Annotated in this window: 10 protein-coding genes and 1 other RNA gene; 10 read left to right on the forward strand and 1 reads right to left on the reverse strand. The window is 70.6% G+C overall.

Going from position 1 to position 15266, the window contains the following annotated elements; translation table 11 throughout:
* The first annotated feature begins 110 nt into the window (after positions 1-110).
* The 4 genes from RKD20_RS26805 (at position 111) to RKD20_RS26820 (ending at position 5440) form a co-directional block, all read left to right on the forward strand.
* A complete protein-coding gene (locus RKD20_RS26805) occupies positions 111-1820 on the forward strand; it encodes a serine/threonine-protein kinase (protein WP_424879938.1) in 1710 nt (569 codons plus the stop codon).
* A gap of 105 nt (positions 1821-1925) precedes the next feature.
* On the forward strand, positions 1926-3182 hold the full coding sequence (locus RKD20_RS26810) for a serine/threonine-protein kinase (RefSeq protein WP_424879939.1): 1257 nt from the start codon (positions 1926-1928) through the stop codon (positions 3180-3182).
* A 210-nt stretch (positions 3183-3392) separates the two neighbouring features.
* Positions 3393-4499: a peptide chain release factor 2 gene (gene prfB, locus RKD20_RS26815; RefSeq protein ID WP_424879940.1), complete on the forward strand. Its 1107-nt coding sequence runs from the start codon at positions 3393-3395 to the stop codon at positions 4497-4499.
* Positions 4500-4792: 293 nt separating this feature from the next.
* A complete protein-coding gene (locus tag RKD20_RS26820; protein WP_424879941.1) occupies positions 4793-5440 on the forward strand; it encodes a hypothetical protein in 648 nt (215 codons plus the stop codon).
* A gap of 104 nt (positions 5441-5544) precedes the next feature.
* Here RKD20_RS26820 and RKD20_RS26825 read toward each other — a convergent pair whose 3' ends face one another.
* Positions 5545-5736, reverse strand: a complete 192-nt coding sequence (locus RKD20_RS26825) for a hypothetical protein (RefSeq protein WP_020121271.1) — start codon at positions 5734-5736, stop codon at positions 5545-5547.
* 236 nt (positions 5737-5972) lie between these two features.
* Between RKD20_RS26825 and ftsE the strand changes: the two genes are divergently transcribed.
* From ftsE to RKD20_RS26855, 6 genes are all read left to right on the forward strand, one after another.
* Positions 5973-6662, forward strand: a complete 690-nt coding sequence (gene ftsE / locus RKD20_RS26830) for a cell division ATP-binding protein FtsE (RefSeq protein ID WP_007382424.1) — start codon at positions 5973-5975, stop codon at positions 6660-6662.
* Between the two features lie 42 nt (positions 6663-6704).
* Positions 6705-7622, forward strand: coding sequence for a permease-like cell division protein FtsX (gene ftsX, locus RKD20_RS26835; RefSeq protein ID WP_359433363.1), 918 nt, complete (start codon positions 6705-6707; stop codon positions 7620-7622).
* Between the two features lie 68 nt (positions 7623-7690).
* Complete coding sequence (locus tag RKD20_RS26840) at positions 7691-8863, forward strand: S41 family peptidase (RefSeq protein ID WP_424879942.1); 1173 nt, start codon at positions 7691-7693, stop codon at positions 8861-8863.
* A gap of 171 nt (positions 8864-9034) precedes the next feature.
* Positions 9035-9577: an SsrA-binding protein SmpB gene (smpB, locus tag RKD20_RS26845; protein ID WP_007382420.1), complete on the forward strand. Its 543-nt coding sequence runs from the start codon at positions 9035-9037 to the stop codon at positions 9575-9577.
* Between the two features lie 113 nt (positions 9578-9690).
* Positions 9691-10077: a transfer-messenger RNA gene (gene ssrA, locus RKD20_RS26850) on the forward strand.
* Between the two features lie 270 nt (positions 10078-10347).
* Positions 10348-15264 (forward strand): ricin-type beta-trefoil lectin domain protein, encoded by a 4917-nt coding sequence (locus tag RKD20_RS26855; RefSeq protein WP_424879943.1) that lies wholly within the window; start codon positions 10348-10350, stop codon positions 15262-15264.
* Positions 15265-15266 lie beyond the last annotated feature (2 nt).

Consider the following 15266-nt stretch of genomic DNA (forward strand, 5'->3'; position numbering starts at 1 on the left):
CGTCTTTCCTGCGAACGTGCCCGGGAACGCTTACGCGGTGCCAGGAGGAGCGGCACTACAGTGGGTCGGAAGTGGGTCGGAACGACAGCAAGCAGCAGGGAGTGCATGACGTGCGGCCGGTAGGCAGCAAGTACTTCCTCGAGGAGCCGCTCGGACGCGGTGCCACGGGGACCGTGTGGCGAGCCCGCCAGCGGGAGACCGCGGGCGCCGAGGCCGCCGTACCGGGACAGCCCGGCGAGACCGTCGCGATCAAGGTCCTCAAGGAGGAGCTCGCGAGCGACCCGGACATCGTGATGCGGTTCCTGCGCGAGCGCTCCGTCCTGCTGCGGCTGACCCATCCGAACATCGTGCGGGTGCGTGACCTGGTCGTCGAAGGTGATCTGCTCGCTCTGGTCATGGACCTCGTCGAGGGTCCTGACCTGCACCGCTACCTGCGCGAGAACGGCCCCTTCAGCCCCGTCGGCGCCGCCCTGATCACCGCCCAGATCGCCGACGCGCTCGCCGCCAGCCACGCCGACGGCGTGGTCCACCGCGACCTCAAGCCCGCCAACGTGCTGCTGCGGCAGTACGGCGGCCAGATGCACCCCCTGCTGACCGACTTCGGCATCGCGCGCCTCGCGGACTCCCCGGGCCTGACCCGGACCCAGGAATTCGTCGGCACGCCCGCGTACGTCGCGCCCGAGTCCGCCGAGGGCCGTCCGCAGACCTCCGCCGTCGACATCTACGGCGCCGGCATCCTGCTGTACGAGCTGGTCACCGGCCGGCCGCCGTTCGCCGGCGGCTCCGCCCTCGAAGTCCTGCACCAGCACCTGAGCGCCGAGCCGCGCCGCCCCTCCACGGTCCCCGACCCGCTGTGGACGGTCATAGAGCGCTGTCTCAGCAAGACCCCCGAGCTACGCCCCAGCGCCGAGAACCTCGCGCGCGGGCTGCGAGTCGTCGCCGAGGGCATCGGCGTGCACGCGAACTCCGCGCAGATCGCCGCCGCGGAGAACGTCGGCGCACTCCTGCTGCCCGACCCGGACCCGGCGGCGGTGCCGGACACCCCCGGCGCCGCCGACCCGACGCAGGTGCTGCCGCACGGTGCCGGCGCCGCGGGTGCCTACGACCCGAACGCCGCGACCAGCTTCCTGCCGCACACCGGCGCCGGGAACCCCGTCGGCGCCGCCGACCCCACCGCCGTGCTCCCGAACCGCGGCGCGGCCGATCCGACGGCCGTCATGCCGCCGGTGCCGCCCGGACAGCCGGGGCAGGGGCAGTACGGGCAGCAGGGGCAGCAGCCCGGCGGGCCCGAGGACCCGCACCCCTGGCAGAACCAGCTGCGCGCGGCCCGTGACCGCAACGAACAGACGCAGGTCCAGTACCTCGACCCCAACGAGGACCCGCTGCGCCGCCGCCCCCAGCGGCAGGTCGCCAGGCCGCAGCAACAGCAGCCGCCGCAGCGGCAGCAGCGGCCCCAGCAACGCCCGCCGCAGGGCGGTTACGGCCGTCAGCCGCAGCAGCAGCCCCAGCAGTACGCCCCGCAGCAACAGCAGCCGCAGCGGTACGCGCCCCCGCCGCAGCCCGAGCGCCCCGGGCGCGAGCCCCGGCAGCCGCGGCAGCGCAGCGCCAACCCGATGAAGATCCCGGGTCTGGGCTGCCTCAAGGGCTGCCTGTTCACGATCGTCATCCTGTTCGTCGCGAGCTGGCTGATCTGGGAGCTGAGCCCGCTCCAGGAGTGGATCGGCACCGGAAAGAGCTACTGGCAGCAGATCGGGGACATCGTCGACACCGTGAGCGGCTGGATCGGGGACCTGGGCGGAAAGTCCTCAGGTCAGCAGTAACTCTGGGGATTTGTCGACACTCAGCGGGTGATTTACGTCTCCGCGGTGAAGGTTGGCTCATCCGACGCGTAGTTTTATCGGCAACACGCGTCTGTAGGAGCAGCCTTGGCACGGAAGATCGGCAGCCGGTACACCGCCAACCAGATCCTGGGGCGGGGCAGCGCCGGCACGGTGTGGCTGGGCGAGGGGCCCGAGGGGCCCGTCGCCGTGAAGCTGCTGCGCGAGGACCTCGCGTCCGACCAGGAGCTCGTCGGACGCTTCGTCCAGGAGCGCACGGCCCTGCTCGGCCTGGACCACCCCCACGTGGTCTCCGTGCGCGATCTCGTCGTCGACGGCAACGACCTCGCGCTCGTCATGGACCTGGTCCGGGGGACCGATCTGCGCACCCGGCTCGACCGCGAGAAGCGGCTCGCCCCCGAGGCGGCGGCAGCGATCGTGGCGGACGTCGCGGACGGGCTGGCCGCGGCACACGCGGCGGGCGTCGTGCACCGGGACGTGAAGCCGGAGAACATCCTGCTGGACATGCAGGGGCCGCTGGGCCCCGGGGGCGCGCATCCGGCGCTGCTGACCGACTTCGGTGTGGCGAAGCTCATCGACTCGCCGCGGCGGACCCGGGCCACGAAGATCATCGGGACGCCCGACTACCTGGCACCGGAGATCGTCGAGGGACTGCCGCCGCGGGCGTCCGTGGACATCTACGCCCTCGCGACCGTCCTGTACGAGCTGCTGGCCGGGTTCACGCCGTTCGGCGGCGGCCATCCCGGGGCGGTGCTGCGACGGCACGTCACGGAGACGGTGGTTCCGCTTCCGGGCATCCCCGACGAGCTGTGGCAGCTGATAGTGCAGTGCCTGGCGAAGGCGCCGGCCTCCCGGTTGCGGGCGTCCGAGCTGGGGACGCGGCTGCGGGAACTGCTGCCCTTGCTGGCCGGGATGCCCCCGCTGGACGTGGACGAGCCGGACGCGGAGCAGGAGGACGAGCAGGGCGGGGAAAACTCGGCCGCGGACTCCTCAGGGGAGCCGGCACCGTCCGCGCGACCGGTGCGGCGGGGAGCGGTGCCGTTGGTGCCGGGCGCGAAGCCCGCGGACTCCAATCGGGACACGCACACCTCGATGAGGGTGCCCGGCCCCGACGAGCTGGCCGGAGGCGCGCGCGGGACGGCCCGGGTGCCGAGGCCCGCCGGTGCGCCGCGGCCGGGATCCGCGCGGCACCGGGCGACCACGCGGCGGCGGAGACTGGTCGTGGGGGTCGCCGGGCTGGTGCTGGTCGCCGCGGTGGGTGCGGGGATCTGGGCGGCCACCTCGGGCGACGACGCGGGAGCGTCACCGCGGGACACGAGGAACTCGGCGCCCGCTTCCCCCTGAGGGGTGGTGGTCCGGGGGCGACGGACGTCGGTTGTTCGCGGGGCTGGTGCTGGTCGCCGCGGTGGGTGCGGGGATCTGGGCGGCCACCTCGGGCGACGACGCGGGAGCGTCACCGCGGGACACGAGGAACTCGGCGCCCGCCTCCCCCTGAGGGGGCGGTGCTCCGGGGGAGGACCGACGTCGGTTGCCACAGCCGTTAGGCTGGAGGGCGTGGCAGTCGTCGATGTATCCGAAGAGCTCAAGTCCCTCTCCTCGACCATGGAGTCGATCGAGGCCGTTCTGGACCTCGACAAGCTGAGGGCAGACATCGCCGTGCTCGAGGAGCAGGCGGCCGCGCCGTCCCTGTGGGACAACCCGGACGAGGCGCAGAAGATCACCAGCAAGCTGTCCCACCTCCAGGCGGAGGTCAGGAAGGCGGACGCGCTGCGCAGCCGCATCGACGACCTCTCCGTGCTGTTCGAGATGGCCGAGGAGGAGGACGACCCGGACACCCTCGCCGAGGCCGAGACGGAGCTCACCTCCGTCAAGAAGGCGCTGGACGAGATGGAGGTCCGTACGCTGCTCAGCGGTGAGTACGACTCCCGCGAGGCGCTCGTGAACATCCGCGCCGAGGCCGGTGGCGTCGACGCCGCCGACTTCGCCGAGAAACTCCAGCGGATGTACCTGCGCTGGGCGGAGCAGCACGGCTACAAGACCGAGATCTACGAGACGTCGTACGCCGAAGAGGCCGGCATCAAGTCGACCACCTTCGCCGTGCAGATTCCGTACGCCTACGGCACGCTCTCCGTGGAGCAGGGCACCCACCGCCTCGTGCGCATCTCGCCCTTCGACAACCAGGGACGCCGGCAGACCTCCTTCGCGGGGGTGGAGATCCTGCCCGTGGTCGAGCAGACCGACCACATCGAGATCGACGAGTCCGAGCTGCGCGTGGACGTGTACCGGTCGTCCGGTCCCGGTGGTCAGGGCGTCAACACCACCGACTCCGCGGTGCGGTTGACCCACCTCCCCACCGGCATCGTCGTCTCCTGCCAGAACGAACGCTCGCAGATCCAGAACAAGGCGAGCGCGATGAACGTCCTCCAGGCCAAGCTGCTGGAGCGGCGCCGCCAGGAGGAGCAGGCCGCGATGGACGCCCTCAAGGGCGACGGCGGCAACTCCTGGGGCAACCAGATGCGTTCGTACGTCCTGCACCCGTACCAGATGGTCAAGGACCTGCGCACCGACTTCGAGGTCGGCAACCCCGAGGCTGTGTTCAACGGCGAGATCGACGGCTTCCTGGAAGCCGGAATTCGCTGGCGCAAGCAGCAGGAGAAGTAACTTTGTCGACTTGACGTTCGTTCCGCAACTGCCGCCCGCCGGGCGGCAGTTTGCTTTATGTCTGGGTTTTACATCACACTCACAGACCGCTTTCCCCGGCAAAGAGCGCTTACCAGGACATCGCGCCCGCAACGGCCTTGACGTTGCTTTGAAAAATGGGAATGGTGAAGCGCGGCATGCGTATCTCTGGGGCGCATGTGAACCGGGGGACTTGAAGCACAGCTACCTTCTCCCGTCGATCACGGCCCCGAGCGCCGCCTCATTGACGATGAGCTACTGGGGGTAGCAACCACATGACGAAGAAGACGCGGATCCGGATCGCGCGCATAGCCGCCGGTGCCGTGATCGCGGCCGGTGCCTCGCTGACCGCTGCCGGCGCTGCATCCGCGCTGGAGATCGGCGTGAGCGTGGGCGAGAGCGGAGTCGGCGTGAACGTCGACACCGGCCTCGGCGACGACCCGACCGACCCGGTCACGGAGCTTCCGACCGACCCGGTCACCGAACTCCCCACGGACCCGGCGACCGATCTTCCGACGGACCCGGTGACGCCGCCGGTCACCGAGGACCCGACCGACGACCCGACGGATCCCACCGAGGAGCCGACGGAGCCCACCGAGGACCCGACCGACCCGGGCAACGGGAACGGCAATGGCAACGGGAACGGACACGGCAACGGCAACGCCGGGGGTGGCAACAGCAACACCAACCCCGACGGCGGCTCCAACGCCTCCACCCAGGAGGAGGGCTCCTCGGCCCTCACCGAGACCGGCACGGACACCACGTCCAACACGTCGGCCCAGGGCAACGGCCAGCAGCTCGCCGAGACCGGTGCCGGCCAGACCGCCTTCCTGGTCATCGGTGCCGCCACGATGATCGCCGGCGGTGTCGGCTTCCGTCTGCTGCCGCGCCTTGCGGGCGGCCGCGGTGGCGCTGCCGCCTGACGGTGACGTCAGGTAGTCACGCGCCCGCGTAGCGTGCGCATGCTGCACGACGAAGGGCCCGGAGCGGACACGCTCCGGGCCCTTCGTATGTCCTCGACCGCTGCCTACGCGGTCTGGTGCGCCAGCAGGGCCACCGCTGCGATCAGCACCGCGAGCAGCGCGATCAGAGCCGTCGGGTTCAGGCCCGCGAAGAGGTTCTCCTGCTGCAGCCGCTCGCGGTTCGCGCGGCACACATGGCACCGGCCCTCGCTCACGGGTGCCGCGCAGTTTGCGCACACCAGGCGGTCGTACGTCATGCGCGTCACCCTTCCTGCGAAATACGTTCTACGGGAAGAACGCCTCCGGGTCGGAGAACGTTCCCCTCTCTACTGTGCCAGGTTCCTCCGGGGGTCGCCTGTGCGCTGCCGAGAAGGGGTTCCCAGGTGGGCACAAAACCGCCCAACCGATACGCAACCCGAACCGGTGCCTGCGCTCGCGCACCCGGTTCGCGTATGGTCACGCTCATCTACCCCCGGCCTACCGTGGTGCATCCGTGATCCGATTCGACAACGTATCCAAGGTCTACCCCAAGCAGACCCGCCCCGCACTCAGGGATGTCTCCCTGGAAGTGGAGAAGGGCGAGTTCGTGTTCCTCGTCGGGTCCTCCGGCTCCGGAAAGTCCACCTTCCTGCGACTCGTGCTCCGTGAGGAGCGGACCAGCCAGGGTCAGGTGCACGTCCTCGGCAAGGACCTCGCCCGTCTCTCCAACTGGAAGGTGCCGCAGATGCGCCGCCAGCTGGGGACGGTGTTCCAGGACTTCCGGCTGCTGCCGAACAAGACGGTGGCGGAGAACGTCGCCTTCGCGCAGGAGGTCATCGGCAAGTCGCGCGGCGAGATCCGCAAGTCCGTGCCGCAGGTGCTCGACCTCGTCGGGCTCGGCGGCAAGGAGGACCGGATGCCCGGCGAGCTGTCCGGCGGTGAGCAGCAGCGCGTGGCCATCGCGCGGGCCTTCGTGAACCGGCCCAAGCTGCTGATCGCCGACGAGCCCACCGGCAACCTCGACCCGCAGACCTCCGTCGGCATCATGAAGCTGCTCGACCGGATCAACCGGACGGGCACGACGGTCCTGATGGCCACGCACGACCAGAACATCGTGGACCAGATGCGCAAGCGCGTCATCGAGCTGGAGAAGGGCCGCCTCGTCCGCGACCAGGCACGCGGCGTCTACGGCTACCAGCACTGACCGCCGTTCGTAGAGTCCCCGGAAAGGCCTGAAGAAGACGCCATGCGCGCCCAGTTCGTACTCTCCGAGATCGGTGTCGGTCTCCGTCGCAACCTGACGATGACGTTCGCGGTCATCGTCTCCGTCGCCCTGTCCCTCGCTCTGTTCGGCGGGTCGCTCCTGATGAGCGACCAGGTCGGTGCCATGAAGGGCTACTGGTACGACAAGGTCAACGTCTCGATCTTCCTCTGCAACAAGAGCGACGCCGAGTCGGACCCCAACTGCGCCAAGGGCGCGGTGACCGAGGACCAGAAGAAGGACGTCCTCTCCGACCTGAAGAAGATGTCGGTCGTCGAGACGGTCATCCACGAGTCGCAGGACGAGGCCTACAAGCACTACAAGGAGCAGTTCGGCGACTCCCCGCTGGCCGCGTCCCTCACGCCGGACCAGATGCAGGAGTCGTACCGGATCAAGCTGAAGGACCCGGAGAAGTACCAGGTCATCGCGACCGCGTTCAACGGGCGTGACGGGGTGCAGTCCGTGCAGGACCAGAAGGGCATCCTGGACAACCTCTTCACGATGCTGAACCTGATGAACAGGGCCGCGCTCGGCGTCATGGCGCTCATGCTGATCGTCGCCCTGCTGCTGATCGTCAACACGGTGCGTGTCTCGGCGTTCAGCCGTCGGCGGGAGACCGGGATCATGCGGCTCGTGGGCGCGTCCGGGTTCTACATCCAGGCGCCGTTCATCATGGAGGCCGCCGTCGCCGGTGCGATCGGCGGCGGGCTCGCCTGTGTCTTCCTGGTCGTCGGCCGGTACTTCACCGTCGACCACGGCATGGCCCTGGCCTCCAAGCTCAACCTGATCAACTTCGTGGGCTGGGACGCCGTCCTCACGAAGCTGCCGCTCATCCTCGCCGCGAGCGTGCTGATGCCCGCGCTGGCCGCGTTCTTCGCGCTGCGCAAGTACCTGAAGGTGTGACGCATGCCAAGAGGGTCGTACGGTCAACCGGCCGTGCGGCCCTCTTGCGTTGTCCTAGACTCACCGGCATGTCGGGCCGAGATCTGTTCTGTCAGCCCCGCCGCATCCGCCGGGGGGCGGCCCTGACATTGGTGTTCGCGAGCGTGCTGGTGGCCGGCGCGGCGACCGGCTCCTTCTCCGAGGCCGACGGCAAAGACCGGAAGTCCTCGTCGGACGCGGCCCGTTCGGCCGCCCCCGCGGGTCATCACGAGGACGTGGCCGCGGCGGCCGAGAAGGCCATGGCCGACGGAGCGTCCCCCGTGGAGGCCGCCGAGCGCGCCGTCAGTCGCAGCGGGGACCGCTGGGGGGCCGTCTACTCCCGTGGCGAGTACGAGGAGTTCGAGGAGGCCCTCGACGGCCGGTACACCGGCGTCGGCCTGTGGGCGCGGCGCGAGCGGGACGGCCGTATCGAGGTGACCCGGGTGAGCTCGGACTCGCCCGCGGCCGCCGCCGGGATCCGCGAGGGCGACCGGCTGCGCAGCGTCGACGGGGAGCGGGTCGACGGGCACCCGGTCACCGAGGTGGTCTCCTTACTGCGCGGCGACGCCAAGGACGCGGCCGCCGGTACGGCGGTGCGGCTCGGCCTGGAGCGCGGCACACGCGCGTGGACGAAGATCGTCCGGCGCGCCCGTCTGTCCACGGACTCGGTCGCCGTCCGGGAACTCGCCGGCGGGATCACCGTCATCAGGATCGACTCGTTCACCAAGGGCGTCGGGGACGAGGTCCGTGACGCCGTCCAGGACGCTCCGGCCGGCGGCGGGATCATTCTCGACCTGCGCGGGAACTCCGGCGGACTGGTCACCGAGGCGGTCACCACGGCGTCCGCCTTCCTCGACGGGGGACTGGTCGCGACCTACGACGTCGACGGGTCGCAGCAGGCGCTGCACGCCGAGCCCGGCGGGGACACGAGCAGGGCGCTGGTCGCGCTGGTCGACGGCGGCACGATGAGCGCGGCGGAGCTTCTCACCGGGGCGCTGCAGGACCGGGGGCGGGCCGTGGTCGTCGGTTCCCGTACGTTCGGCAAGGGGTCCGTGCAGATGCCGAGCCGCCTGCCGGACGGGGCCGTGGCCGAGCTGACCGTGGGGCACTATCGGACCCCGTCGGGGCGAGGGGTCGACGGACGGGGGATCACGCCCGATCTCGAGGCCGACGAGGGGGCTCTTCAGCGGGCCGAGACGGTGCTCGGGGGATTGGGCGACTAGAGGTCGTCCGTCGGCTGCGGGCCGGTGGGAGCTTGTCGCGCCCACGCGGCGGAGCCGCACATCGACACAGCCCCGCGCCCCTGAAGGGGCGCTGCCCGGGCCGCCCCTCGATAAGGACTGGTCCTCGCACCCCCACCTAGTGCGAAAATGGGCAGCACTATGAGCAAGGGAATGTACGTACCGAAGGAGTCCCAGCCGAAGCAGGGTGGCGGGGGCGGCAAGGCCCGGGACGGGGAGAAGGGCGGCAAGCGGAAGCTGGTCGCCCAGAACAAGAAGGCCCGGCACGACTACGCGATCATCGACACCTACGAGGCCGGGATCGTGCTCACGGGTACCGAGGTGAAGTCGCTGCGCCAGGGGCGGACCTCGCTGGCCGACGGGTTCGTCCAGATCGACGGCGGTGAGGCGTGGCTGCACAACGCCCACATCCCCGAGTACAGCCAGGGCAGCTGGACCAACCACTCCGCGCGCCGCAAGCGCAAGCTGCTGCTGCACCGCGAGGAGATCGACAAGCTGGAGACCAAGGCCCAGGAGACGGGTCACACGATCGTGCCCCTCGCCCTGTACTTCACCAACGGCCGCGCGAAGGCCGAGATCGCCCTCGCGCGAGGCAAGAAGGAGTACGACAAGCGGCAGACCCTGCGCGAGAAGCAGGACCGGCGGGAGTCGGACCGCGCGATCGCGGCGGTGAAGCGCAAGGAGCGCGGTCAGTAGGGCGCGGCCGGCCTGGCGCGGTCGCCGGGAATACAGTGGCATCGGCGTGCGTTGGTCACGTACGATGGAGCCAACACCGGCCGAGGTCGGTGGGCGCATTGAAAACAAAACATGGGGATGATCGGTTTCGACAGCGGCTGTTGAGGCAGGGGAAGCGTGTCGAGGAAGCGGCAATGATCTCGTAAACCATATGTCGCAACCAATAATCGCCAATTCCAAGAGCGATTCCCGCGTCTTCGCCCTCGCTGCCTAATAAGCAGTGAGCGAAGGCCCTAACGGGTGTCAGCCCGGGAGTGTTCCCGACCCGGATCCTGGCATAATTTAGGGGACTAAACCATTGCGCCCGGTCACGGGGTGCGATGGGAAATCAAACAGTGACTGGGCCCGTCGGCGACTTGTTCGCGTGATCGCCGGGGCCGAGAAAATCGCAGCGAACTGCACACGGAGAAGCCCTGGTTCTGCACCGTTGGACGCGGGTTCGATTCCCGCCATCTCCACTCGCCTCTTCCGGGAGGCAACCCCATGTGGGCGAAGGCCCCGCTGCTTCACGGCAGCGGGGCCTTCGTCATGTCTGTCCCCGATCCGTCCCCGGCTGTCCGCACTGCCCCGGGCTTCACATGTTGCCCACATGTAACCCGGAAAACTCTTGTCCTGCACCCGACATGTATGTCTAAGGTAAACGCCGCGCCGGACGGAGCCGACCACTCCGCCACAGGGCGCGTCGAACGGCGACCGGGGGAACACCGTCGCCACGGGGAGGACAGACCACGATGCCGAGATATCGGCTCTTCACGCATGCCCGCGCGCACTCCGGGCTCCTGACACCGCTGCTGACATCCGCGGTCGCCGTGGCCCTGATCGGGTCGGTGGCCGTACAGCCGGACCTCATCAGCCGGTACGCGGCCGACGACATGGCTTCCGCGGCCGACGCCTCGGACAGCGGCGACAGCTACGACGGCTTCGACGCCAAGGCCGCCGAACAGCTCCGACAGGACCAGTGCCTGCTGGGAGAGGCGCTGCGGATGGGCGGGCCGGCCATGTTCGGCGTCGCGCAGGACGGGCTGAACCAGACGCCGGACAAGCTGCACACCGCGGCGAACCGGCAGTACTGGGAGACCACTCCGCTGTCGACGGCGTTCAAGCAGGACCGGGACGCCGCCGACAAGGAGGGCTCGGCGCTCTACGACCACATCCGGGACTTCCAGATCTCCGGACTGCCCACGCCGTCCGGCTTCAAGTCGGTCGCCGACTTCGAGTGGCCGCCCGGCACGAGCGGCGACGACCGCCCCAACTTCTTCCAGCAGACCGGCATCTCCAAGTGGATCTGGGAACAGTTCTGGAAGTCCGAGGACGACTTCTACCGTGACCTGACCCCGAAGGCCGACGACGCCGGCGTCAAGGCGGTCAAGGACCTCGGTGACCCGCTGTACGGCGGCGACCCCGACCCGCATTCGCCCAACTGGAATCAGGCGTACGAGGAGCACCAGGCCTACGACCATCTGGTGAACTGGTCGATGGAGCCGACGGCCGCCGACAACGCCCGGCTCTTCCTGTCGTACGGCGGCTTCCCGCGCACCGCGCCCGAGCCCGGCAGCGTCGAATACCGCATCGCGGTCGAGGACCTGAAGTCCCGGTTCTCCTCCTGTGCCTGGCGCACCCCGGTCGACCCGAACAAGGTGCTCGGCAGGGAGGTCGCCGCCGCCTCCGCCGAGTGGCAGCAGGAGATCGCGGCGCAGGCCACCCCGCGCAACCAGCTCCTGACCGCCAACAAGACCGCCGTCAAGGCGCTGGCCACCGGCTCCAAGGCGCTCGGTGAACTGCTCGGGCTGTCCTGGCGCGCCGACCACCTGGTTCGCTGGCAGGACTACTGGTCGGCCGGCGGCCCCGGCTGGATCGGCACCAGCCCCTTCGTCGTGCACGCCCACGGGGCGTCCGACAAGTGCCTGGACGTGGCGGGCGGCAAGAAGGACAACGGCACGCCCGTGCAGATCTACACCTGCAACGGCAGCGTCGGTCAGAAGTGGCAGATCGACGGCGAGCGTCTGGTCAACCCCAACTCGGGCAAGTGCCTGACCGTCAAGGGCGGCGCGAGCGCCAACGGCACGCCGGTGCAGATCTCCACCTGTGGCACCGGGGCCTCGCAGAAGTGGCAGTACGGCACCCACGGCACCTCGCGCCTCTACAACCCGGGCACCGGCAACTGCCTCGACCTCGCCGACTACACCAACAGCCGGGACGGCCGGATGTGGGACTGCACCGGCAAGGCGCCGCAGCAGTTCGACGTCGTCCCGTCCGGGCACCAGGGCGCCGACGACGACCTCGACTACCCGACCAAGGCACAGTTCGACAAGGCGGCCAAGGGCGTCACGGACGCCCAGGCCGCCGCGAAGAAGCAGGTCGACCTGCTCAAGGCCCAGGCCACGGCGGCGAAGACGGCCGCCACCACGTCGGACACCGCGCTGACGACGGCGTACGGCATCGCCGACAAGGCGGGTGCCCCGCGGGGCCGGGGTCTGCTCGTCGGGCAGCAGAAGGCGCAGGTCACCAAGGCGTCGGCCGCCGCGCTGGACGCGCTCGCCAAGGCCGGTGACACCGCCTACGCTGCCACCCGTGCCGCCGCCGGGGACAGTGCCACCGTCGCCGCCCGCGCGCTGACGCAGGCCGCGCAGTCCAAGGCCGCCTTCCGTACCGCGGCCGCGAACGAGGCCCGGGCCCAGGCGAAGGCCGCCGCCGACGCGGCCGCCGTACAGGCGCAGACCGCCAAGGACGCGCGGGACCTCGCGAAGGCCAAGCTCGTCGAGACGCAGAAGGCCGAGGCCGACGCGAAGGCGGCGGCCGCCGACGCGCACGCCAAGCGGCTCGCCGCGGAGGCCGAGGCGGCGACGGCGAAGGCGGAGAAGGAGACCGCCGCCGCCAAGCAGGCCGAGGCCGCCCAGCACAAGCAGAACGCGCAGGGGTACGCGCAGACCGCCCAGGAGGCCAAGGGCCGGGCGGAGAACGCCGAGTCCACGGCCCGCGCCAAGCGGCAGGACGCCGAGGCCGCCCGGGACCGGGCCAAGGGCAAGAGCGACGACGCGTGGGACGCGGAGAGCAAGGCCAACGCCGCCCGCGCCAAGGCGGACGCCAAGGACGCCTACGCCGAGGCCCACGAGTCGGACGCCGACGCGAAGGACTCCCGGGCCGCCGCCGACGAGGCGAACAAGGCTGCCGGTGACGCCGAATCGGCCGCGAGTTCGGCCCGAGCCGAGGCGGACGCGGCCACGCAGGCCGCGGCCGACGCGGACGCCGCCGCCACGCGCGCGGAGGCAGCCGCCACGCGTGCCCGCTCCGACGCCGACGCGGCCCAGGCCGCCAAGCTGAGGGCGGACGCCGCCGTCCGTACGGCGACCAGCGCGGCCGCCGACGCCATCAAGGCGTCCGAGGCCTCGGCCTCCGCCGCCCGGACCGCGGTCAAGCTGGCCGACGAGGCCGAGAAGCACGCCGCCGACGCGATGAAGCAGGCCGACGCGGCGAAGGCCGAGGCCGCCAAGGCGGTCGCGGGCGCGGCGGACGCGGCCGGGCACGCTTACACCACCGCCCAGGCGGCGGAGGACGCCGGCAACGCGGCCCAGCAGGTGGCCGCTCCGGCGAACGACGCGATCCAGCTGGGCGCGCCCTACGTCACCACCGACTCGGCGGCGGGCCTTGCCGTGCTGTCGGGCCAGTCGTCCAAGACGATCGCCGAGCAGCAGCAGGCGGTCGCCGAGGCGCACGCGGCCAACGCGCAGAAGAACGCGGCCCAGGCGGCGAGCCTCGCGGCCGCTGCCACCGGTGACGCGAAGGCGGCCTACACGCTGGCCGCGGAGGCCGCCGGATTCGCGGCCGACGCCCGCAAGTCGGCGAAGGAAGCGCTCGGTTACGCCGCCGAGGCCGCCCAGTACGCGGCCGACGCGCAGGCTTCCCTCGCCCGCGCCAAGGAGTACGACCGCCAGGCCACCGAGGACGCGGCCGCCGCCGACCAGGCGGCCGACCGCGCCGAGAGCTACGCGGTAGACGCCCGCGCCTCCGCCGACCAGGCGGCCCTGGACGCGGAGGCCGCCCGCTCGGCCGCCGCGGAGGCCGAACAGGCCGCCAAGGACGCCCGCGCGGCTGCCGACCGCGCGGACGCCGAGGCCACGGCGGCGGAACAGGCCGCCAAGGACGCGCAGAAGTACGCGGAGTCGGCGCAGCAGGCGGCCGACCAGGCCGCGCGCAACGACGCCAACAGCCAGGTGCAGGCGGGTGCCGGCACCGGGCTCGGCGGGGTGTTCTCCGTCATCGACGACATCAAGCAGCGGGGGGACCCGCAGCGGCTGCCGGACGACTGCTCGCGCCTTCCCTGCGACCTGGTGTACGAGGTGCACTTCGACGCCACCGTCAGCTACTACCTGTGTCTCAACCCCGAGGTGCCGGCCACCGAGGCCGGCTGCCCCGCGGGGGACACGCAGTTCCTGAAGACGAAGACGTTCACGGACCTGAGCAAGAAGGTCAAGATCTCCTCGTGGGAGGCGACCAAGGACCTGTGGAAGGGGCTCTTCGACTCGATCATCGGGGACTTCGTCGGCTGCTACCACAAGATCACCACGGCCCAGGACGGCGGCAGCTACGGCGACTGTGCCTGGGCCGCCACCTGGCTGCCGCTGGGCGGTCCGATCGCGAAGGTCACCGAGGCGATCCGCGCGGTGGACGCCGCGATGCGCACCGGCATCGGGGTCTCCGACGCCCTGAAGGCGCTGCGGGTCCTGGACGTGGACGCCCGCGCCCTGGCCGCGATCGAGCGCAGCGCACGGACGTACGAGGAGGCACGCACCGCCTGCATCCGCAACAGCTTCCCCGGCGGTACCCAGGTGGTCCTCGCCGACGGCAGCCGCAAGGACATCCGTGACGTGCGGTTCGGCGACCGGCTCCTGGCCACCGACCCCGACACCGGAAACACCCGGGGCGAGCCGGTCACCCAGACCTTCTCGCACGCCTCCGCCGACCTGCTGGACATCACACTGGCGTCCGGCGGCGACCTGACCAGCACCTCGGGGCACAAGTTCTTCGTCATGGGCCGGGGTTGGACCCTCGCGTCCGACCTGCGTCCCGGCGACAGCCTGCGTACCCCCGGCGCCGGCCCGCGCACGGTGGCCGCGGTGCTCGACCGCGACGCCTCGGCACCGCAGACCGTGTACGACCTGACCGTGTCCGGACTGCACACGTTCTACGCGGTGGCGGGCGCCACCCCGGTCCTGGTCCACAACTGCAGCGACCTCATCCTGGACGAGGCGAGCTTCCCCGGCCAGGCGCACACTCTCAAGGACCACGTGCGCCCCAACCAGGCCGAGGCCGAGACCATCGCCCACGACAAGACGGTCAAGAACGGCTACGACACGCCGAACAGCGTGTTCGTCGACCAGCAGACCGCGCAGCAGGTCGTCGACTACGCCCTGGCCAACAACGCGAACAAGATCCGCAAGTGGATGTCGGAGAACAGGACGAACGAGCTGACCTGGTCGGGCACCTTCGGACGGAACAACTCCCTCGGTACGGTCTACTACGACAGTGGCCGGGCCGCTCCCAAGGCCACGGGCAACGGCTTCTTCATCAAGCTCGTGAGGGCGCCCAAGGTGGAGGGCCAGGCGAAACACCCCCTGGGCTACTACGTGCAGACCTGCTACCCGAAGTAAGG

This window comes from Streptomyces sp. SLBN-8D4 (genome assembly GCF_049739545.1).
Classification (GTDB): domain Bacteria; phylum Actinomycetota; class Actinomycetes; order Streptomycetales; family Streptomycetaceae; genus Streptomyces; species Streptomyces canus_C.

What these genes read in the sequence shown, in the direction of transcription:
- RKD20_RS26820 (WP_424879941.1), top strand. Translation starts at nt 4,793, where the DNA reads ATGACGAAGAAGACGCGGATCCGGATCGCGCGCATAGCCGCCGGTGCC.
- RKD20_RS26840 (WP_424879942.1), top strand. Translation starts at nt 7,691, where the DNA reads ATGTCGGGCCGAGATCTGTTCTGTCAGCCCCGCCGCATCCGCCGGGGG.
- RKD20_RS26855 (WP_424879943.1), top strand. Translation starts at nt 10,348, where the DNA reads ATGCCGAGATATCGGCTCTTCACGCATGCCCGCGCGCACTCCGGGCTC.
- RKD20_RS26825 (WP_020121271.1), bottom strand. Translation starts at nt 5,736, where the DNA reads ATGACGTACGACCGCCTGGTGTGCGCAAACTGCGCGGCACCCGTGAGC.
- ftsX (WP_359433363.1), top strand. Translation starts at nt 6,705, where the DNA reads ATGCGCGCCCAGTTCGTACTCTCCGAGATCGGTGTCGGTCTCCGTCGC.
- smpB (WP_007382420.1), top strand. Translation starts at nt 9,035, where the DNA reads ATGTACGTACCGAAGGAGTCCCAGCCGAAGCAGGGTGGCGGGGGCGGC.